The sequence below is a fragment of the Teichococcus aestuarii genome (genome assembly GCF_003116135.1).
Classification (GTDB): Bacteria; Pseudomonadota; Alphaproteobacteria; order Acetobacterales; family Acetobacteraceae; genus Pseudoroseomonas; species Pseudoroseomonas aestuarii.
Genome location: NZ_PDOA01000007.1, coordinates 71,086 through 90,341, shown reverse-complemented (window position 1 = coordinate 90,341; position 19,256 = coordinate 71,086). Strand labels below are relative to the sequence as shown.

18 protein-coding genes are annotated in these 19,256 nt (G+C 74.0%); 16 read left to right on the top strand and 2 right to left on the bottom strand.

All coding sequences use genetic code 11. From position 1 onward, the window contains the following. Window positions 1-57 precede the first annotated feature (57 nt). The 9 genes from CR165_RS12250 to CR165_RS12210 all read left to right on the top strand — a co-directional run bounded on the left by CR165_RS12250 (window position 58) and on the right by CR165_RS12210 (window position 10,480). Window positions 58-1,257 (top strand): amidohydrolase family protein, encoded by a 1,200-nt coding sequence (locus CR165_RS12250; RefSeq protein ID WP_109517279.1) that lies wholly within the window; start codon window positions 58-60, stop codon window positions 1,255-1,257. 76 nt (window positions 1,258-1,333) lie between these two features. Further along, window positions 1,334-1,831 (top strand): DUF427 domain-containing protein, encoded by a 498-nt coding sequence (locus CR165_RS12245; RefSeq protein ID WP_109517278.1) that lies wholly within the window; start codon window positions 1,334-1,336, stop codon window positions 1,829-1,831. After that, on the top strand, window positions 1,825-2,373 hold the full coding sequence (locus CR165_RS12240; protein ID WP_109517277.1) for a histidine phosphatase family protein: 549 nt from the start codon (window positions 1,825-1,827) through the stop codon (window positions 2,371-2,373). Before CR165_RS12245 ends, CR165_RS12240 begins: the two co-directional genes overlap by 7 nt. A gap of 85 nt (window positions 2,374-2,458) precedes the next feature. Continuing rightward, the gene (glpK, locus tag CR165_RS12235) at window positions 2,459-3,976 is read left to right on the top strand and encodes a glycerol kinase GlpK (protein ID WP_109517276.1); all 1,518 of its coding nucleotides are present in this window, start codon (window positions 2,459-2,461) and stop codon (window positions 3,974-3,976) included. 62 nt (window positions 3,977-4,038) lie between these two features. Continuing rightward, the gene (cysG, locus tag CR165_RS12230; RefSeq protein WP_109517275.1) at window positions 4,039-5,379 is read left to right on the top strand and encodes a siroheme synthase CysG; all 1,341 of its coding nucleotides are present in this window, start codon (window positions 4,039-4,041) and stop codon (window positions 5,377-5,379) included. Window positions 5,380-5,466: 87 nt separating this feature from the next. Continuing rightward, window positions 5,467-6,354 (top strand): KPN_02809 family neutral zinc metallopeptidase, encoded by an 888-nt coding sequence (gene ypfJ / locus CR165_RS12225; RefSeq protein ID WP_109517274.1) that lies wholly within the window; start codon window positions 5,467-5,469, stop codon window positions 6,352-6,354. Between the two features lie 73 nt (window positions 6,355-6,427). Continuing rightward, a complete protein-coding gene (gene pdxA / locus CR165_RS12220) occupies window positions 6,428-7,417 on the top strand; it encodes a 4-hydroxythreonine-4-phosphate dehydrogenase PdxA (protein ID WP_109517273.1) in 990 nt (329 codons plus the stop codon). After that, entirely contained in the window at window positions 7,414-8,154 is a 741-nt protein-coding gene (locus CR165_RS12215; protein ID WP_456316317.1) for a pyridoxine 5'-phosphate synthase, read from the top strand. The genes pdxA and CR165_RS12215 overlap by 4 nt, the downstream gene beginning before the upstream one ends. Before the next feature lie 235 nt (window positions 8,155-8,389). After that, window positions 8,390-10,480 (top strand): HWE histidine kinase domain-containing protein, encoded by a 2,091-nt coding sequence (locus CR165_RS12210; RefSeq protein ID WP_181378134.1) that lies wholly within the window; start codon window positions 8,390-8,392, stop codon window positions 10,478-10,480. On the opposite strand, the gene CR165_RS12205 is transcribed toward CR165_RS12210, so the two are convergent. Then, a complete protein-coding gene (locus CR165_RS12205; protein ID WP_109517271.1) occupies window positions 10,461-11,447 on the bottom strand; it encodes an NAD(P)-dependent oxidoreductase in 987 nt (328 codons plus the stop codon). The genes CR165_RS12210 and CR165_RS12205 overlap by 20 nt on opposite strands. Window positions 11,448-11,466: 19 nt before the next feature. Beyond that, the gene (locus tag CR165_RS12200; protein ID WP_109517270.1) at window positions 11,467-12,405 is read right to left on the bottom strand and encodes a dihydrodipicolinate synthase family protein; all 939 of its coding nucleotides are present in this window, start codon (window positions 12,403-12,405) and stop codon (window positions 11,467-11,469) included. A 114-nt stretch (window positions 12,406-12,519) separates the two neighbouring features. On the opposite strand from CR165_RS12200, the gene CR165_RS12195 reads away from it, so the two are divergent. From CR165_RS12195 to glpD, 7 genes are read left to right on the top strand one after another with little or no spacing between them, the layout of a single operon-like run. Beyond that, entirely contained in the window at window positions 12,520-13,311 is a 792-nt protein-coding gene (locus CR165_RS12195; RefSeq protein ID WP_109517269.1) for a DeoR/GlpR family DNA-binding transcription regulator, read from the top strand. A 49-nt stretch (window positions 13,312-13,360) separates the two neighbouring features. Beyond that, complete coding sequence (locus CR165_RS12190; RefSeq protein ID WP_181378133.1) at window positions 13,361-14,200, top strand: HAD family hydrolase; 840 nt, start codon at window positions 13,361-13,363, stop codon at window positions 14,198-14,200. Beyond that, the gene (phnD, locus tag CR165_RS12185; protein WP_109517268.1) at window positions 14,197-15,285 is read left to right on the top strand and encodes a phosphate/phosphite/phosphonate ABC transporter substrate-binding protein; all 1,089 of its coding nucleotides are present in this window, start codon (window positions 14,197-14,199) and stop codon (window positions 15,283-15,285) included. The genes CR165_RS12190 and phnD overlap by 4 nt, the downstream gene beginning before the upstream one ends. A 19-nt stretch (window positions 15,286-15,304) precedes the next feature. Beyond that, window positions 15,305-16,102: a phosphonate ABC transporter ATP-binding protein gene (gene phnC / locus CR165_RS12180; RefSeq protein ID WP_109517267.1), complete on the top strand. Its 798-nt coding sequence runs from the start codon at window positions 15,305-15,307 to the stop codon at window positions 16,100-16,102. Continuing rightward, the gene (gene phnE, locus CR165_RS12175; protein ID WP_109517266.1) at window positions 16,099-16,899 is read left to right on the top strand and encodes a phosphonate ABC transporter, permease protein PhnE; all 801 of its coding nucleotides are present in this window, start codon (window positions 16,099-16,101) and stop codon (window positions 16,897-16,899) included. The genes phnC and phnE (CR165_RS12175) overlap by 4 nt, the downstream gene beginning before the upstream one ends. Before the next feature lie 5 nt (window positions 16,900-16,904). Further along, window positions 16,905-17,729 (top strand): phosphonate ABC transporter, permease protein PhnE, encoded by an 825-nt coding sequence (gene phnE, locus CR165_RS12170; protein ID WP_245906370.1) that lies wholly within the window; start codon window positions 16,905-16,907, stop codon window positions 17,727-17,729. Then, window positions 17,729-19,225, top strand: a complete 1,497-nt coding sequence (gene glpD, locus CR165_RS12165; RefSeq protein ID WP_109517264.1) for a glycerol-3-phosphate dehydrogenase — start codon at window positions 17,729-17,731, stop codon at window positions 19,223-19,225. The genes phnE (CR165_RS12170) and glpD overlap by 1 nt, the downstream gene beginning before the upstream one ends. Window positions 19,226-19,256 lie beyond the last annotated feature (31 nt).

Below are 19,256 nucleotides of genomic sequence, written 5' to 3'. Positions count from 1 at the left end.
CGCGCCCCGCACCCCCTTTGTCCCCGCGCGGCGCCGCCGCCAGCCCCGGAAGGCCCCATGACCCAGGATCTGCTGATCACCGACATCCGCCCGATGGGCGGCACCCCCGCCGCCCTGCTGATCCAGGGCGGCCGCATCGCCGGCCTCGGGCCGGAGGTGACGGCGCCGCCCGGCGTGCCGGTGGAGGCCGGCGGCGGCGCCCTGCTGATCCCCGGCCTGGTCGAGGCGCACACCCATCTCGACAAGTCGCTGCTCGGCATGGGCTGGCGGCCGCACCAGGCCGGCCCGGCGCTGATCGACAAGATCGACACGGAGCGGCGGCTGAAGCGCGAATGGGGCATCGACCCGGCGCGGCAATCGGCGCGGCAGGTGGTGCAGTCGCTGCGCCACGGCACCACCCATATCCGCAGCCATGTCGATATCGACACCGAGCTGGGGCTGGAGGGGCTGGAAGGCGTGCTGGCGACGCGCGACGCCTACCGGGAGGCGATGGACATCGAGACCGTCGCCTTCCCGCAATCCGGCCTGCTGGCGCGCCCGGGCACGCTGGCGCTGCTGGAGGCCGGGATGCGCATGGGCGCCGACGTGGTGGGCGGCCTCGACCCCTGCGCCATCGACCGCGACCCGAAGGGGCATCTCGACGCGGTGTTCGGCCTGGCCGAGCGCTTCGGCAAGCCGGTGGACATCCACCTGCACGAGCCCGGCCTGCTCGGCGCCTTCAGCCTGGAGCTGATCTTCGAGCGCACCCTGGCGCTGGGCATGCAGGGGCAGGTGGTGGTCAGCCACGCCTTCTGCCTGGGCGATGCCGACACCGCCATGGTGGACGGGCTGCTCGACCAGATCGCGGCGCTCGACATCGGCATCATGACCACGGGCTCCGCCAGCCGCCCCGTGCCGCCCGTGGCGCGGCTGCGGGCGCGCGGCATCCGCGTCTGCTCGGGCTCGGACGGCATCCGCGACACCTGGGGCCCCTACGGCAATGCCGACATGCTGGAGCGCGCCATGCTGCTCGGCCTGCGCAACAACTTCCGGCGCGACGACGAGGTGGAGATGGCGCTCTCCGTCTGCACCGAGGGCGGCGCGGCGGTGATGCGCCTGCCGCATTACGGCCTGCGCGTCGGCGATTTCGGCGATGTGGTGCTGGTGGAGGCGGAGACGCTGGCCGAGGCGGTGGTGGCCCACCCGCCGCGCCGGCTGGTGGTCAAGCGGGGCCGGGTGGTGGCGCGCGGCGGCGTGGCGCTGGTGCAGGCGCCCTGACGCGCCGGCCTGCCCCTGGTCAGGCCGCGCGCCGCCCCCAGATGCGGCGGAGAGGCAGGGCAAGGGGAACAGGGCCATGGATCGTCCGCAGCGCGTCGAGCCGGGGCCGGGGCAGGAATCGGTGTGGGACTATCCGCGTCCGCCCCGGCTGGAGCCGGTGCCGGAGCGGCTGCGCGTGGTCTTCGCCGGGCAGGTGGTCGCCGAGACCACCGCCGGGTGGCGCGTGCTGGAGACCAGCCACCCGCCCGTCTACTACTTCCCGCCAGCCGACATCCGCCCCGGCGTGCTGCAGCCCGCCCCCGGCCAGTCCTGGTGCGAGTGGAAGGGCCGCGCCGCCTACTGGACCCTGGCGCTGGACGGCCACACCGCCCCCGAGGCGGCCTGGAGCTATCCGGAACCGGTGCCCGCCTTCCGGCCCATCGCCGGCCACCTCGCCTTCTATGCCGGCCGCGTCGACTCCTGCTGGGTGGGGGAGGAGCAGGCGCGGCCACAGCCCGGCGGCTTCTATGGCGGCTGGGTGACCAGCCGTGTCACCGGCCCCTTCAAGGGCGAGCCGGGCACGCGCGGATGGTGAGCCGCCGCGCCCTGCTGGCCGGCCTCGCCTTCTCCGCCACGGCCCGCGCCGAGGCGCCCGACCTCTGGGCGGCGCTGCGCGCGGGCGGCCATGTGGCGCTGATGCGCCACGCCACGGCCCCTGGCGTGGGCGACCCGCCCGGCTTCCGGCTGGAGGAGTGCGCCACGCAGCGCAACCTCTCCGAGGCCGGCCAGCAGGAGGCGGCGCGCATCGGCGCGGCCTTCCGCGCGCAGGGGCTCGGCGCGCTGCCGGTCTGGTCCAGCCAGTGGTGCCGCTGCCTGGAGACGGCCCGCCTGCTCGGCCTCGGCCCGGTGGAGGCGCTGCCGGCGCTGAATTCCTTCTTCCGGGACAGCGCGGCGCAGCCGGAGGCCACCGCCGCGCTGCGCCGCTGGATCGCCGACCGCGCGCCGCGCGGCGCCGCCCTGCTGGTGACGCACCAGGTGAACATCACCGCGCTGACAGGCCTCTTCCCCGCCTCCGGCGAGGTGGCGGTGCTGCGCGCCGACAGCAGCCCGCTCGGCCGCTGGCGCCTGCCCGGCTGAGCCGCGCCCCTCCCGCCCCGGCTCGACGGCCGCGCCGGAAGCCGACATGGTGGCCGCCGGAGCACCCGGGAGGACACCACACCGCATGACGACGCAGGGCGCGATCCTGGCGCTGGACCAGGGCACCACCTCGACCCGCGCCATCCTGTTCCGCCCGCCGGCGCTGGAGCCGCTGGCCGTGGCGCAGGAGGAGTTCCCGCAGCACTACCCCGCCCCCGGCTGGGTGGAGCACGACGCGGAGGACCTCTGGCGCACCGCCCTCTCGACCCTGCGCGGCGCGCTGGCGAAGGCCGGGCTGGCGGCGGGCGCCGTCGCCGCCCTCGGCATCGCCAACCAGCGCGAGACGGTGGTGATCTGGGACCGCGCAACGGGCCGCCCCATCCACAACGCCATCGTCTGGCAGGACCGGCGCACGGCGCGGGCCTGCGCCGAACTCCGCCGCGGGGGCCATGCCGGGGCGGTGGCCGCCAGCACCGGCCTGCTGATCGACCCCTATTTCTCCGCCACCAAGATCGCCTGGCTGCTCGACCATGTGGAGGGCGCCCGCGCCGCCGCCGAGGCCGGGCGGCTGGCCTTCGGCACGGTGGACAGCTTCCTGCTCTGGCGCCTCACCGGCGGAAGGGTGCACGCCACGGACGCCACCAACGCCGCCCGCACCCTGCTCTACGACATCCATGCCGGGCGCTGGGACCCGGCGATGCTGGACCTGTTCCGCGTGCCCGCCGCCCTGCTGCCCGAGGTGCGGGACTGCGCCACGGAATTCGGCCACACCGAGCCGGGGCTGCTCGGCGCCGCCATCCCCATCCGCGGCATCGCCGGAGACCAGCAGGCGGCCACCATCGGCCAGGCCTGCTTCACGCCGGGCATGGTGAAATCCACCTACGGCACCGGCTGCTTCGCGCTGCTCAACACGGGGGCCGAGCCGGTGCGCTCCGGACACCGGCTGCTCACCACCATCGCCTACCAGTTCCACGGGCGGCGGGCCTATGCGCTGGAGGGGGCGATCTTCGTCGCCGGCGCGGCGGTGCAATGGCTGCGCGACGGGCTGGGGCTGATCCGCGCCGCCGCCGAGAGCGGGGAGCTGGCGGCGCGCTCGGAGGCCGCGCGGCGGCTCTACATGGTGCCCGCCTTCGTCGGCCTCGGCGCGCCGCACTGGGATGCGGAGGCGCGCGGCGCCGTCTTCGGCCTCACCCGCGATTCCGGCCCGGCCGATTTCGCCCGCGCCGCGCTGGAGAGCATCGGCTACCAGACGCGCGACCTGATCGAGGCTATGCACGCCGACTGGGCCGCGAGCCAGACGGCGCCGGGCGAGATCCCGGTGCTGCGCGTCGATGGCGGCCTCGCCGCCTCGGACTGGACGATGCAGTTCCTGGCCGATGTGCTCGACGCGCCGGTGGACCGCCCCGCGGTGCAGGAGACCACGGCGCTGGGCGCGGCCTATCTGGCCGGGCTGCAATCCGGCCTCTGCCCGGAGCCGGAGGGCTTCGCGGCGGGGTGGCGGCTGGAGCGGCGCTTCACGCCCGACATGCCGGCCCGGGCGCGCGCGGCCGCCTATGCCGGCTGGAAGGATGCGGTGCGGCGCACCCTGTCCTCCCCCGGCTAGGCAAGGGCGCGGGCCGCCGCCTGTTGCCCCGCCGCGTGCAGGCCGCGTAAGGACGGGCGACCATGCGCCACTTCCCCATCTTCCTGGACCTCCAGGGCCGCGACGTGCTGCTGCTGGGCGCCGGCGAGGCGCTGGAGGCCAAGGCCGCGCTGCTCGCCGCCGCCGGCGCCCGCCCGCGCCATGCCGCCCGCTTCTCGCCCGCGCTGCTGGAAGGCATCGCGCTGGCCTGCGCCGCCGGCGCGCCGGAAGAGGATCTGCGCGCCCTGGCGGAAGCCTGCCGCGCCCGCGGCATCCCGGTGAACGTGGTGGACCGGCCGGAGCTGTGCGGCTTCATCACCCCCGCCATCGTGGACCGCGACCCGATCACCATCGCCATCGGCTCGGGCGGCGCGGCGCCGGCGCTGGTGCGCATGGTGCGGCAGCGGATCGAGACGGTGCTGGCGCCGGGCCTCGGGCGGGTGGCGGCGCTGGCGCGGCACTTCCAGCGCGCCGTGCGCGCCCGCCTGCCCGACCTCGCTGCGCGCCGCCGCTTCCTCGACGCCGCGCTGACCGGCCCCGCCGCGCAACTGGCCGAGGCCGGGCGCGAGGCCGAGGCGCGCGCCGCCTTCGCCGCCGCGCTGGATGCGGCCGAGGCGGCGCCGGCCGGCAGCGTGCATCTGGTCGGCGCCGGGCCGGGCGCCGCCGACCTCCTCACCCTGCGCGCGCTGCGCCTGCTGGGCGAGGCCGATGTCATCGTGCATGACCGCCTGGTGCCGGCGGAGGTGCTGGAGATGGCGCGGCGCGACGCGCGGCGCATCTATGTCGGCAAGGTGCGGTCGCATCACTGCGTGCCGCAGGCGGAGATCAACGCGCTGCTGGTCCGCCTGGCGCGGGAGGGCATGAAGGTCGTGCGGCTGAAGGGCGGCGACCCCTTCATCTTCGGCCGCGGCGGCGAGGAGAAGGAGGCGGTGGAGGCCGCCGGCCTTGTCTGCGAGGTGGTGCCCGGCATCACCGCGGCGCTGGCCTGCGCCGCGCAGGCGGGCATTCCCCTCACCCACCGCGACGCCGCCCGCAGCCTCACCCTCGTCACCGGCCACACGCGGGAGGGCCGGCTGGATGTGAACTTTGCCAGCCTGGCCCAGCCGGGGCAGACGGTCGCGGTCTATATGGGCGTCACCACCCTGCCGGCGCTGTTCGCGGGCATCGTGGCGGCGGGGGGCGACCCTTCGCAGCCGGCGGCCTTCATCGAGCGCGGCGGCACGTCGCGGCAGCGCGTGCTGCGCGGCAGCTTCGCCGAGGTGGCGCGGCAGGCGCAGGGCTGGGTGGAGGACGGCCCCGCCCTGCTGCTGCTGGGCGAGGCCTGCGCGCGCGGCGGCCTGCCGCTGGCCGCCGCCGCCGAGGAGCACGCGAGCCCCGCCCCTTGACCGCACCTTGACCGCTCACGCAACCGGGCCCATGGCCGCGCGTTGCCAATGGCCGGTGCGCCGCCGGCGGAACAAGGATGAACGACAATGCGGCTGGATGGTCCGGAAAGCCGGAATATCGAGGATCGGCGGGGCCAGGGTGGCAGCCGGGGCGGCGGCCGGGGCCTCGCCGTGGGCGGCGGGCTGGGCGGCGTGGTGCTGGTGGTGATCTGCCTGGCGCTGGGCATCGACCCTTCCGTGCTGTTCATGGATGAGGGCGGCGTGCCCACGCAGCAGACCCAGCAGACCCAGCAGGCCCGCCCCGGCCCGGGCGGCGAGGCCACCGCCGGCGGCGATGCGGAACGCCGCTTCGTCGCCCAGGTGCTGGGCGACACGGAGCTGGTCTGGAAGGCGCAGTTCCGCCAGCTCGGCCGGCCCTACCAGGACCCGGTGCTGGTGCTGTTCAACGGCGCCGTGCAGTCCGGCTGCGGCGCGGCGCAGTCCCAGGTCGGCCCGTTCTACTGCCCGAACGACCAGCGCATCTACATCGACCTCGACTTCATGGCACAGCTGCAGCGCCAGCTCGGCGCCAATGGCGATTTCGCCGCCGCCTACATCGTGGCGCATGAGGTGGGGCACCATGTGCAGCAGCAGCTCGGCATCCTCGACCTGACGCGCTCCCTGCAGCAGCAGGCGGGCGAGCAGACGGAGGCCAACGCCATCCAGGTGCGGGTGGAGCTGCAGGCCGATTGCTTCGCCGGGCTCTGGGCCAGGCAGGCCGACCAGGCGCGCGCCATCCTGGAGAAGGGCGACGTGGAGGAAGGGCTGAACGCCGCCGCCGCCGTGGGCGACGACCGCCTGCAACGCCGTGCCCAGGGCCAGGTGCAGCCCGAGAGCTTCACCCACGGCTCCTCGCAGGACCGGGTGCGCTGGTTCCGCACCGGGCTGGAGCGTGGCGAGCTGGCCGCCTGCGACACCTTCGCGGGCCTGCGCTGACACCACCGGCCTTGACGCCTGCCGGCGCGTGGTGGCCCATGCTGCCACCACACGCCGGATGCCGACTCTTCCCATGACCCTACCGCCGCCCCTGGCCCTGACGATGGGCGAACCCGCCGGGATCGGCGGCGAGATCGCGGCGCGCGCCTGGGCGGCGCTGCGGGAGAGCGGCCCGGCCTTCCTGTTCCTGGGCGACGTGGCGCTGCTGCCCGGCATCCCCACCCGCACGGTGACGGAGCCGGCGGAGGCTGCTGGCCTGTTCCGGGAGGCCCTGCCGGTGCTGCCGCTGCCGCTGGCCGCCCCCGTGCGGCCCGGCCGGCCGGATGCGCGCAACGCGCCCCCCGTCATCGCCGCCATCGAGCGGGCCGTGGCGCTGGCCCTCGAAGGGCGCGTGGGCGGGGTGGTGACCAACCCGATCCAGAAATCCGTGCTCACCGCCGCCGGCTTCCGCCACCCCGGCCACACCGAGTTCCTCGCCGCCCTGGCGCCGGGAGACGGCCCGCCGGTGATGCTGCTGACCGCCGCCGGGCTGCGCGCCGTGCCGGTCACCATCCACCAGTCGCTGCGCAGCGCCATCGAGAGCCTGACGGTGGAGAGGATCGTCGCCATCGGCCGCGCCACGGCGGCCGGGCTGCGCCAGGATTTCGGCATCGCCGCGCCGCGTCTGGCGCTGGCCGGGCTGAACCCCCATGCCGGCGAGGACGGCACCATGGGCACGGAGGACCGCGACATCGTCGCCCCCGCCGTGGCCGCGCTGCGCGCCTGGGGTATCGACGCGCGCGGCCCCTACCCGGCCGACACGCTGTTCACCCCCCAGGCCCGCGCCGGCTACGACGCGGCGCTCGGCATGTATCACGACCAGGCGCTGATCCCGGTGAAGACGCTCGACATGCATGGCGGGGTGAACGTCACCCTCGGCCTGTCGGTGGTCCGCACCAGCCCGGACCACGGCACGGCGCTCGACATCGCCGGCCAGGACCGGGCCGATCCCGGCAGCCTGATCGCCGCGCTGCGGCTGGCCGCAGAGCTCGCCGCGCATCGCCAGAGGAGAGAGTGTCCGTGAAGCCGCTGCGCCTTTCGGTCAATGTCGACCACGTCGCCACGCTGCGCAACGCGCGGGGCGGCCGCTTCCCCTGCCCGGTGGAGGCGGCGCGCGCCTGCCTTGCCGCCGGGGCGGACGGCATCACCATCCATCTGCGCGAGGACCGGCGCCACATCCGTGACGAGGATGCCCGCCGCATGGCGGCCGAGCCGGGGCTGCGGCTGAACTTCGAGATGGCGGCCACCGAGGAGATGGTGGGCATCGCCCTCTCCCTCGCCCCCGCCGCCTGCTGCCTGGTGCCGGAGAAGCGCGCCGAGCTGACCACCGAGGGCGGGCTCGACGTGCTGCGCGCCGGCCCTTCCCTGGCCGAGGCGGTGCACCGGCTCGCGGGCGCCGGCATCGAGGTCTCGCTCTTCGTGGAGCCCGACCCGGCGCAGATCGACGCGGTGGCCGCGCTCGGCGCGCAGGCGATCGAGCTGCACACCGGCACCTATGCCGACACCGCGCCCGGGGCGCGCGGCCCGCTCCTCGCCCGGCTGCGCGCCGCCGCCGGGCACGCCGCCGGCCTCGGCCTCGCCTGCCATGCCGGGCATGGGCTGGACTATGAAAGCGTGGTCGGCATCGCCGCCATCCCGCAGGTGGAGGAGGTGAGCATCGGCCACTTCCTGATCGGCGCCGCGGTGTTCGAGGGGCTGCCGGGCGCCGTGGCGCGGATGCGCGCGGCGATCGCCGCCGGCCGCTCGGAAACCGGCCATTGAGGAAAGAAGCACCGGGGCAGGAACGCCCAGGTTGAAAATTGTCTCGCGGATTTATAGCATTCGGATGTCGAGACTGCGTGGCAAAGCGAGTACGATCACACTGACCGTGTCGCCGGGCAGAGGCTGAGCGGCACCAGACCTTCCAGAAAGGGGGCCGGGTGGAAGCACAGGGTAGCCGCCATGCAAGGCGGAGCGGGTGGGCGAATCGCCCGGCCCGGCTTTGCCGGAGATGCCCTTGCCCGATCCATCCCTAGGACCGGGCCGGGGGCGGCCAGCACCGGGCGCCGTCGGGCGCCGCCCCAGGCGCTCCCTCGCCTTCTATCTGTTCCTGCTGTGCTTCGTGCTGCTGGTGCCGGTCGTGTTGCTCTCCGGGTTGATGCTGCACGGCCTGTTCGAGGCCGAGCGGGAGCGCCTGTGGCGCGCCGCGCATGACCGCGCCCGGGCCATCACCATCGTGCTGGAGCGGGATCTGGCGAGCCGCATTGCCGCGCTGCAGGCGCTCGCCGCCTCGCCGGAACTGGACGAGGCCGTGCCGGAGCCATCCATGCTGGAGGGATTCGCCCGCCAGGCGCGCGCCATCGAGACCCTGCTGGACGGCAGCGTCACCCTGCTCGACCCGGCCGGCCACTTCGCCGACCCGCGCGGCACGGCTGCGGCGGACGGGGACAGGCCAACACTGCCCGGCTTCCTGGAGGTGCGGGCCGATGAAGGCGCGCCGCTGCGGCTGGTCGTGCCGGTGTCGCGGGGGGGCCGGCTGCTTCGGGCGCTGAGCCTTGACATGAGCCCGGACTGGCTGCGCCGGCAGTTGCTGCAGGCCCGGCTGCCACCGGGCTGGATCGCCGTGGCGGTCGACAGGGACGGGCGGCTGATGGCGCGCACGGAACGGCAGGAGGAGTTCCAGGGCCAGCGGATCGACGCCGCGCTGGTGCTGGCGGATGAGCAGACCACCCTCTGGCAGACCCGCAGCCTGACCGGCGAGCGGGTGCTGGTGGGCTATGCCGTTTCCGAGCTGTTCGGCTGGCGGGTGGGCGTGCTGGCCCCGGTGCGGCTGGTGGAGGACGCCCTCTATCCCTCCAGGACCTTCATGGGTGCGGCCTTCCTGCTCCTGGCGCTGGTGGCGGTCCTGCTGGCGCTGCTCTTCGCCCGGCGGATCGCCCGGCCGGTGCGGGCCCTGGCGGAGGCGGCGAAGGCGCTGGGCCAGGGCCGCGCGGTGCGGCTGCCGAACCTGCCGGTGCGGGAGCTGAACGATGTGGGGGCCGCCCTGGCCGAGGCCAGCCAGGCGCTGCAACGCCGGACCGCCGCCCTGGCCGAGAGCGAGGCGCGGCTGGCGCGCGCCCTGAAGGCGGGCCGGATCGCCACATGGGAATGGGAGGCGGCGGGCGACACCCTCACCGGCTCCCCGGGGCGGGAGGCGCTCTATGGCCGCCCGCCCGGCAGCCTCGGGGACCACGCGGCGCTGCTGGCGGCAACCCATCCCGAGGATCGGCCCCGCCTGCGCGCGACCATCGCCGCCGCGCTGGCGCCGGATGGCCCCGACCTCTACGACGTGAAGTTCCGCATCCTCCGCCCGGAAGGCACGGTGCGCTGGCTGCGCAGCCAGGGCGCGGTGGTGGAGCGCGAGGCCGACGGCCGCCCGGCCCGGCTCAGCGGCGTGGTGATGGACATCACCGCCGCGCAGAAGGCGATCGAGCGCGAGCAGGTGTTGGTGAGCGAGGTGGACCACCGCGCGCGCAACGTGCTGACCGTGGTGCAGTCGCTGCTGCGCATGAGCCGGGCCGACGACCCGGCCGACTTCGCCGAGGCGGTGCGCGGCCGGGTCGGTGCCCTGGCCAAGGCGCACACCCTGCTGGCGCGGGAGCGCTGGAGCGGCGGCGAGTGGCATGCCCTGCTGCACGAAACCCTGGCCGCCTACCAGGCGGGGAAGCGCGTCCTGCGGCAGGGGCCGCCACTGACGCTCGCGGCGCACAGCGTGCAGCCCCTGGCGATGGTGCTGCACGAGCTGGCCAGCAATGCCGCCCGGCACGGCGCCCTCTCGCACGAGGGCGGGCGGGTGGAACTGTCCTGGTTCGTGCGGGAGGGCCGGCTGACCCTGCTCTGGGCGGAGCATGGCGGACCGGCCCTGGCCGGGCCGCCCCTGCCCGGCTTCGGGCTGCGGCTGGTGGAAAGCACCATCCGCCGGCAGTTGGGCGGCGGGGTCGAGCTGGGCACAGCCGGCAACGTCCTGACCTGCCGCATCAGCCTGCCGGCGGAGCGGGTGCTGCGCGACGACAGCATGCCGCCGACCGCCTTCAGCCCCAGCGAGGCGGCTATCGCCCGCTTCGGCTGAGGCGGCGCGCCTCGGCGGCGTTCACAGCGCCTTCGGGCAGGGTGCCGGCGGCGAGGGCGGCCACCTGCCGCACCGTGTCCATCGCCTGGTGCTCGGTGGCCGCGCGCGTCAGGCCGCCGATATGCGGGGTGGCCACCACATCCGGCCGGTGGGCCAGGGCGGGGCTCGGCATCTGGTCCGGCGCGCGGCCGACATCGAGCGCGGCACCGCCGAGGTGGCCGCGCTCCAGCGCCGCCGCCAGGGCGGCCTCGTCCACCAGCTCGCCGCGCGCCAGGTTGATGAAGAAGGCACCGCGCCGCATCCGCGCGAAGGCGGCCTCGTCCATCAGGTCGCGGGTCTCCGGCGTGGCGGGGGCGAGGCAGACGACGAAATCGGCCTCGGCCAGCAGCGCCGGCAGGTCCAGGAAGGTCACATCCTCCGTGGCCGGCGGATGGGGGTCGTTGGCCAGCACCCGCATGCCGCAGGCCCGGGCCAGCGCCCCCAGCCGCTGCGCGATGCGGCCATAGCCCACCAGCCCCAGCGTGGCGCCGCGCAGCTGCGTGCCCATGGCCGGCACCATGGCCTGCCCGGCCCGCGCCGCCCGCACGGCGGTGGAGACGCCGCGCGCCAGGTCGATCATCAGCCCGAGGCCCAGCTCAGCCACGGAATCGGTGAAGCCCGGCGTGGCCCGCGTCACCAGCACCCCGGCCGCCGAGGCGGCGGCGACGTCGATGGTGCTGATGTCGACCGCGCAGCGCAGGAAGGCCACGAGATCGGGCGCGGCGGCGAAGGTCTCGGCCAGGCCCGGCGTGGCGCGGTCGGCCACGATGGCGTGGCAGCCGGCCGCGGCCTCGGCCAGGGCGGCGCCCTGCAGCACGCGGCCGGTGGGGTTGCGCACCACCTCGGCGTGGCGGCGCAGCGCCGCCAGCGGGCGCTCGCCATAGTAGTTGGCGAAGGCCGTCTCGGTGTGGGTCAGGAAAACCTTCATCGGACGGCCCCCTCGCCGCTCAGCCCAGCGCGCCCGCGCGCGGGTCGTGGCGCGCCACGCGGGCGAGCAGGTACTCCACCTCGGCCTTGGCCTTGGCGGTGAGGCTGGCGCCCGGCTTGCGCTGCGCGTCGGAGGCGATGATGCCGCGCCGCGCCATGACGTACTTGCGCACGGCCAGCCCCGTCGGGCCCTGCTGCTGCTCGTAGCGCAGCAGCGGCAGGTGGGCGTCGAACAGGTCGTGCGCCGCGTCGCGCTGGCCCTCGGCCTGCAGCCGCACCACGTCGCACAGCATGTCGGGGAAGGCGTAGCCGGTCATCGCGCCATCGGCGCCGCGCTCCACCTCGAAGTCGAGGAACAGCCCGCCATTGCCGCAGAGGATGGAGATGGGGCGCATCGAGCCATCCGCCTGGAAGCCGCGCAGGGCGGAGATCTTCTCCAGGCCCGGCCAGTCCTCGTGCTTCAGCATCACGCAGGCCGCGTTCTCCTGCACGATGCGGCGGATGACGGCGTTGGTCATCACCACGGAGAAGGTCTGCGGGAAGTCCTGGATGACGAAGGGCACGTCCTCGCCGATCGCCTCGGAGGCCTGGCGGTAGTAGGTGGTGATCTGGTCGTCCGTGCGCAGCGTGTTGGGCGGCGCGATCATCACGCCGGCGGCGCCGGCCTCCATCGCGTTGCGGGCCAGGGCGCGCATCGCCGCGAAGCCGGGGGCGGAGACGCCGACGATCACCGGCAGCCCCTCGGCGCGGCGGATGAAGCGGCGGGCGATCTCCAGCGCCTCGGCGCCGTCGAGCTTCGGCGCCTCGCCCATCACGCCCAGCACCGTCATGCCGGTGCTGCCGACCGAGCGGTAGAAATCCGTCATGCGGTCGATCGAGGCGTAGTCCACCTGGCCATCGGCATGGAACGGGGTGGGAGCGATCGGGTAGACACCCTTGGCGGTGTGATCGAGCGGCATGCGGGAATTCCCTCCGGTACGGTGCGGATTCCTTTACCCGAGAAGCACCGGCAGGCAAACCGCGCCCCGGCGCGCCACTCTTGCGGGCGCGCAGCGCTGTGGCAGGGTGGGGGCATGGCCAGACGCAGCAAGGATGCGCTCGGGAAAGCCGCCCGTCACGCGGCGATTCTCGAGGCGCTCGCGACCGACCCCACCGTCCGCATCAGCACGCTGGCGGATGGCTTCAACGTCTCCGCCGAGACGGTGCGGCGCGATGTGGAGGAGCTTTCCGCCCGGGGCATGGTGCGCCGCACCTATGGCGGCGCCTCCGCCTCGCACCCCGCTGTGCAGCCGGGCCTCGGCGAGCGCGAGCGCGTGCTGGTGGCCGAGCGCTCGCGCATCGGGCGGGAGGCGGCGGCGCTGGTGGAGGAGGGCGCGGTGGTGATGCTGGATGCCGGCAGCACCACCACCCATTTCGCCCGCGCCCTCGCCGCGCGCGGCGTGCGCGCCACGCTGCTGACCAACAGCCTGGACGCGGCGCTGGCCGCCGGCACCTCCGAGGCGCTGCGCGTGCTGGTGGCGCCGGGGGAGCTGAGCGTGGTGGAGCGCGGCCTCTACGGCGCCGAGACCCATGCCTTCCTGCGGCGCTTCAACGTGGACATGGCGGTGATCGGCGCCTCCGGCCTCACCGAGGAAGGGCCGTGCGAAGCGGAGAGCCGCGCCGCCTGGGTCAAGCGCGCCATGCTGGAGCGGGCGGAGCGGCGGCTGCTGCTTGTGGACTCTTCCAAGTTCGGCCGCGCCTTCCTGGAAGTGCTGGCACCGCTGGAGAGCCTGACCGACGTGGTCACGGAGGCCCCGCCCCCGGCGGCGCTGGAGGCGGCGCTGGGGCGATGTGGGACTCGCCTCACAATCGCCGTGGAATCCTGAAAAACCTGTTTGACCTGCCACATTGAAGCGTGGCAGTTGTGTCATATATATGACACAAGAATCCGCCCCTCCCCGGCCGCTCAGCGACGCCCCCGCCACAGGGCTGGCGGGGCTGCGCTACGTGCTGACCGACATCGACGACACCCTGACCACCGATGGCCGCCTGCCGGCCGAGGCCTATTCGGCGTTGCAGGCGCTGGACGCCGCCGGCATCGCCGTCATCCCCGTCACCGGCCGCCCGGCCGGGTGGTGCGACGCCATCGCCCGGCATTGGCCGGTGGCCGCGGTGGTGGGGGAGAATGGCGCGCTGTGGTACGCGCTGGACCGCCAGGCGCGGCGGATGCTCCGCTGGCAGGCCCAGACCGAGGCGGAGCGCCTGGCCAACCGCGCGCGGCTGATGGCGCTGGCCGATGCGGCCATGGCCGCCGTGCCGGGCGCCGCCATCGCCGCCGACCAGCCCTTCCGCCTCTTCGATGTGGCGGTGGATTTCTGCGAGGATGCCGGGCCGCTCGACCTCGGCGCCGCGCGGCGCATCGCGCAGGTGTTCCTGGACGGCGGCGCCGAGGCCAAGGTCTCCTCCATCCACGTCAATGCCTGGATCGGCGGCTGGGACAAGCGCGCGGGCATCGAGGCGCTGTTCGCCGCCCGCTTCCGCCCCTTCGCCGCGCTGCGCGACAGCGTGGCCTTCGTGGGCGACAGCGGCAATGACGCGCCGCTCTTCGGCGCTGTGCCTTTCTCCGTGGGGGTGGCGAATGTCGCCCCCTTCCTGGCCGGCATGGCGACGCCGCCGGCCTACATCACCCGTGCCGAGGGCGGCGCGGGCTTTGCCGAATTCGCCGACGCGCTGCTCCAGGCGCGTGGCGCGATGCGAGAGGAAACGGCCGCATGAAGAACACGATCCTGGCGAGCACCGCGCTCGCCCTCACCCTCTGGGCCCTGCCCGGCGCGGCGCCCGCCCTGGCGCAGGACGGCGCCTGCGCCTTCCGCGGTTCGCTCGACGAAGGCTATTGCGACGCCAACCGCGACATGGTGGCCGACACCCCGGCCGACGCCTCGAAGCTGCGCGACCCCTCCACCATCGTCTTCACCTACACCCCCGTGGAGGACCCGGCGCTCTATTCCAGCCAGTTCCGCCCCTTCCTGGAATACCTCGGCAAGTGCACCGGAAAGCGCGCCGTGTACTTCCAGGTGACCTCGAACGCCGCCCAGGTGGAGGCGATGCGCTCCGGCCGGCTGCATGTGGCGGGCTTCTCCACCGGCCCCACCGCCTTCGCGGTGAACCTCGCCGGCGCCGTGCCCTTCGCCGTGAAGGGCAACGCGGATGGCTTCGAGAGCTACAAGGTCGTCATGCTGGTGAAGGCGGACAGCCCCTACAGGACGCTGGCCGACCTCAAGGGCAAGCGCGTGGCGCACACCTCCGCCACCTCCAACTCGGGCAACCTGGCGCCGCGCGCCTTCTTCCCCGGCCTCGGCCTGACGCCGGAGACCGATTACCAGGTGGTCTATTCCGGCGGGCATGACCGCAGCGTGATGGGCGTCAACGCCGGCGACTACGATGCGGCGCCCGTGGCCTCCGACGTCTGGACCCGCATGGTGGCGCGCGGCCAGGTGAAGCGCGAGAACTTCCGCATCCTGTGGGAGAGCGAGCCCTTCCCCACCAGCGGCTTCGCCGTGGCGCACGACCTGAAGCCGGAACTCTCCCAGAAGATCCGCCAGTGCTTCCTCGACTACCGCTTCCCCGAGCAGATGGCCAAGGACCTCGGCGGCAATGACCGCTTCTGGCCCGCCACCTATGCCGAGCAGTGGGCCCCGGTGCGCGCCGTGGCCGATGCCGTGAACGCGCCCTACAACCGCGCCGCCTTCGACGCCGAGGCCCGCAAGGAGCTGGAGGCCGAGGCCCGCAAGCGCGCCCAGCAGCAGCCCGCCGCCCCCACCCATGTCGCGCCCACGGGTGCCGCCCCCGCGGCACGCTGAGCGCCGGAAAGCCAACGCCATGTCCGCCACGCTGACCGCCGCGCCGCCGCCGGCAACCCGCCTCGAGCATGCCCTGGAGATCCGGGGCCTGTTCAAGGAGTACACCGCCGGCAAGCCGGTGCTGAAGGGCATCGACCTCGCGGTCGCGGCCGAGGGGATCACCGCCATCATCGGCCCCTCCGGCACCGGCAAGTCCACCCTGCTGCGCTGCATCAACCGGCTGGTCGAGCCGACGCGGGGCGAGATCCGCCTGCGCGGCACCGAGCTGACCGGGCTGCGCGGCAGGGACCTGCGGCTGGCGCGGCGGCGCATCGGCATGGTGTTCCAGGAATACAACCTGGTGGAGCGCCTGACGGTGATGGAGAACGTGCTGAGCGGAAGGCTCGGCTACGTGCCGTTCTGGCGCGCCTGGCTGCGCAAGTACCCGGAGGCCGACATCCAGCGCGCCTTCATGCTGCTGGACGCGGTGGGCCTGCCTGAGCACGCCACCCGCCGCGCCGACGCGCTCTCGGGCGGCCAGCGCCAGCGCGTCGGCATCGCCCGCGCGCTGATGCAGCGCCCCGAGATCCTGCTCGCCGACGAGCCCACCTCCTCGCTCGACCCGCGCACCGCGGTCGAGGTGCTGGAGCTGCTGGCGAAGCTGACGGCGGCGGAGAACGTGCCGGTCATCATCAACATCCACAACGTCGATCTCGCCAAGCGCTACGCCCGCCGCATCGTCGGCATGGCCGGCGGCAGCGTGATCTTCGACGGCCCGCCGGAGGCCCTGCAGACCCACCACCTGCAGGCCATCTATGGCGGCGAGGATTGGCTGTGAGCGCCACGCATCCCTCGCCGGAGGCGGCGCGGCGCGTCGCCTTCGCGCCCAACTGGCCGATGCGGCTGGCGCTGCTGGCGATCGTCGCCTACGCCATCTGGGCCAGCTCGCGCCTGGGCCTTAGCTGGGACCGGCTGGGGCACGGCCTCGGCGAGGGCGGGCGGCTGCTCGCCCGCATGGTGCCACCCAATTTCGAGCGCTGGGGCCTGCTGCTGGAAGGCATGCTGGAAAGCCTGCAGATCGCGGTGCTGGCCTCGGCCATCGGCATCGCCATCTCGCTGCCGCTCGGCGTGCTGGCGGCGCGCAACCTCTCGCCCTGGTGGATCTCGGGGCCGGTGCGCGCGGTGATCGCCGTCTGCCGCTCGCTGCACTACGTCATCGTCGCCATCCTCTTCGTCAAGGCGATCGGCTTCGGCGCGCTGGCCGGCACGGCGGCGCTGGTGGTGGCCTCGGTCGGCTTCATCGCCAAGCTCTTCGCCGAGGCGATCGAGGAGATCTCGATGAAGCAGGTGGAGGCGATCCGCGCCACGGGCGCGGGCGTGATGAAGGTGCTGGCCTATGCGGTGCTGCCGCAGGTGGCCTCGCGCTTCATCGGCTTCTGCCTCTACCAGCTCGACAGCAACCTGCGGAACTCCACCCTGGTCGGCATCGTCGGCGCGGGCGGCATCGGCGGCACGCTGTTCGCGGCGTTCAAGCGCTTCGACTACGACTTCGTCGCCGCCATCCTGCTCTCCATCATCGCCCTCATCTTCCTGGCCGAGATCATCTCCGGCCGCGTCCGGGCCGCCCTGCGATGAACAGCATGACCTCCCCCTCCTTCGGCGACCCGATGGCGCCGCTGCGGCGTGAATGGACGCGCCACACGCCGGGCCAACGGCTCTCGCGCTTCGCGGTGTGGCTGGTCTGCGTCGCCGCCATCGTCTGGGCGGTGCGCAGCATCGACATCATCCCGGAGTTCCTGGCCGACGCGCCGGAGCAGATGGCCGACCTGCTGATCCGCATGTGGCCGCCCAATGTGGCGCACTACTACCCCGAGGTGCACAACGCGCTGATCGAGACGCTGCACATCGCGACGCTCGGCACGCTGTTCTGCTTCATCCTCGCCGTGCCGCTGGCGCTGATGGCGGCGCGCAACATCTGCCCGATCAAGCCCCTCAACGTGGTGGCGCAGTTCAGCCTGGTGGCCTCGCGCTCGGTCAACTCGCTGGTCTGGGCGCTGCTCTTCGTCGCCATCTTCGGCCCCGGCGCGGCGGCGGGCGTCTTCGCCATCGCCTTCCGCTCGGTAGGCTTCGTCGGCAAGCTGCTCTCCGAGGCGCTGGAGGAGACCAACCACGGCCCGCGCGAGGCGCTGCGCGCCGCCGGTGCCTCCTGGGGGGCCGAGATGCTGAAGGGCGTCTGGCCGCAGGTGCAGCCGGCCTTCTGGGGCATCGCCCTGTTCCGCTGGGACATCAACGTGCGCGAGAGCGCCGTGCTGGGGCTGGTGGGCGCCGGCGGCATCGGGCTGGTGCTGGACGACGCCATCAACTTCTTCCAGTGGGACCGCGTCTCCACTGTGCTGCTGGCGATCCTGGCCGTGGTGCTGGTGGCCGAGATCATCGTCACCCGTCTCCGTTCGAGGCTTCTCTGATGACCACCGACACTGTCGATCTGCTGGTGATCGGCGGCGGCGCCAATGGCGCCGGCATCGCGCGCGACGCGGCGGGGCGGGGCCTCTCAGTTCTGCTCGCCGAGCGCGGCGACCTGGGCGGCGCCACCTCCTCCGCCTCCTCCAAGCTGGTGCATGGCGGCCTGCGCTACCTGGAGCACTACGAGTTCCGCCTGGTGCGCGAGGCGCTGGGCGAGCGCGAGGTGCTGCTGCGCCTCGCCCCGCACATCGTCTGGCCGATGCGCTTCGTGCTGCCCCACCTGGCGGGCATGCGCCCGCGCTGGATGCTGCGCGCCGGCCTCTTCCTCTACGACAACCTCGCCCGGCGCGTGACCCTGCCGGCGAGCGAGGCGCTGGATTTCCGAACCCACCCCTGGGGCGCGCCGCTGAACGGCGAATCCCGCCATGGCTTCGCCTATTCCGATGCCTGGGTGGAGGATGCGCGCCTCGTCATCCTCAACGCGCGGGACGCTGCGGCGCGCGGCGCCACCATCCTGGTGCGTACCGCCTTCACCGGCGCGAAGCGCGATGCCCAGGGCTGGACCGCCACGCTGCGCGAGGAGGGCGGCGAGGTACGCACCGTGCGCGCCCGTGCCATCGCCAACGCGGCCGGGCCGTGGGTGATGCAGGCGCTGGGCGAGACGGGCGTGGCGGCGAAGGACCGCATCCGCCTCGTGCGCGGCAGCCACATCGTGGTGCCCGCGCTCTACGAGGGCGACCAGGCCTATATCCTGCAGAATGACGACCGCCGCGTGGTCTTCGTCATCCCCTACGAGGGCCGCTTCACCCTGATCGGCACCACCGACGTCCCGCACGACGCCGATGCCGGCGCGCCGCGCTGCACGCCGGAGGAGGCGGCCTATCTCTGCCGCGCCGTCTCCCGCCAGTTCCGCCGCCCCGTCTCGCCCTCGGACATCGTCTGGAGCTATTCCGGCGTGCGGCCGCTGCACGATGACGGCGCCGAGAACCCCTCCGCCGTGACGCGCGACTACGTGCTCAAGATGAACACGGACGGCGCGCCACTGCTCTCCGTCTTCGGTGGCAAGATCACCACCTACCGCCGCCTCGCCGAGGATGCGGCAGGGCAGATCGCCACGGCGCTCGGCCATGCGGGGGCGGCCTGGACGGCGGGCGCCACCCTGCCGGGCGGCGACCTCGGCGGCCGCTCCAGCGCCGAGTTCCTGGCCGAGGCGGCGCGGCGCTACCCGTTCCTGCCGGCGGCCCAGCTCCGCCGGCTGTTCCACTGCTATGGTGGCGAACTGGATGCCGTACTGGGGCAGGCGCGAAGCGCCGCCGACCTCGGCCGCGACCTCGGCGGCGGCATCACCGAGCGCGAGCTGGACTGGATGGTGCGCCAGGAATGGGTGCGCACGCCCGAGGACGCCCTGTGGCGCCGCACCAAGCGCGGGCTGCACATGACGGAGGCGGAGCGCCAGGATTTCGCGCGCAGCTTCCAGGAAGTGCGGCAGGCGGCCTGAGGCAGGCTGGGGGAAGGAATTCCCCCAGACC

What these genes read in the sequence shown, in the direction of transcription:
- CR165_RS12195 (WP_109517269.1), top strand. Translation starts at nt 12,520, where the DNA reads ATGGCCAGACGCAGCAAGGATGCGCTCGGGAAAGCCGCCCGTCACGCG.
- ypfJ (WP_109517274.1), top strand. Translation starts at nt 5,467, where the DNA reads ATGCGGCTGGATGGTCCGGAAAGCCGGAATATCGAGGATCGGCGGGGC.
- CR165_RS12245 (WP_109517278.1), top strand. Translation starts at nt 1,334, where the DNA reads ATGGATCGTCCGCAGCGCGTCGAGCCGGGGCCGGGGCAGGAATCGGTG.
- phnD (WP_109517268.1), top strand. Translation starts at nt 14,197, where the DNA reads ATGAAGAACACGATCCTGGCGAGCACCGCGCTCGCCCTCACCCTCTGG.
- glpD (WP_109517264.1), top strand. Translation starts at nt 17,729, where the DNA reads ATGACCACCGACACTGTCGATCTGCTGGTGATCGGCGGCGGCGCCAAT.
- CR165_RS12200 (WP_109517270.1), bottom strand. Translation starts at nt 12,405, where the DNA reads ATGCCGCTCGATCACACCGCCAAGGGTGTCTACCCGATCGCTCCCACC.
- CR165_RS12205 (WP_109517271.1), bottom strand. Translation starts at nt 11,447, where the DNA reads ATGAAGGTTTTCCTGACCCACACCGAGACGGCCTTCGCCAACTACTAT.
- CR165_RS12240 (WP_109517277.1), top strand. Translation starts at nt 1,825, where the DNA reads ATGGTGAGCCGCCGCGCCCTGCTGGCCGGCCTCGCCTTCTCCGCCACG.
- CR165_RS12190 (WP_181378133.1), top strand. Translation starts at nt 13,361, where the DNA reads ATGACACAAGAATCCGCCCCTCCCCGGCCGCTCAGCGACGCCCCCGCC.
- pdxA (WP_109517273.1), top strand. Translation starts at nt 6,428, where the DNA reads ATGACCCTACCGCCGCCCCTGGCCCTGACGATGGGCGAACCCGCCGGG.
- phnC (WP_109517267.1), top strand. Translation starts at nt 15,305, where the DNA reads ATGTCCGCCACGCTGACCGCCGCGCCGCCGCCGGCAACCCGCCTCGAG.
- glpK (WP_109517276.1), top strand. Translation starts at nt 2,459, where the DNA reads ATGACGACGCAGGGCGCGATCCTGGCGCTGGACCAGGGCACCACCTCG.
- phnE (WP_245906370.1), top strand. Translation starts at nt 16,905, where the DNA reads ATGACCTCCCCCTCCTTCGGCGACCCGATGGCGCCGCTGCGGCGTGAA.
- cysG (WP_109517275.1), top strand. Translation starts at nt 4,039, where the DNA reads ATGCGCCACTTCCCCATCTTCCTGGACCTCCAGGGCCGCGACGTGCTG.
- CR165_RS12250 (WP_109517279.1), top strand. Translation starts at nt 58, where the DNA reads ATGACCCAGGATCTGCTGATCACCGACATCCGCCCGATGGGCGGCACC.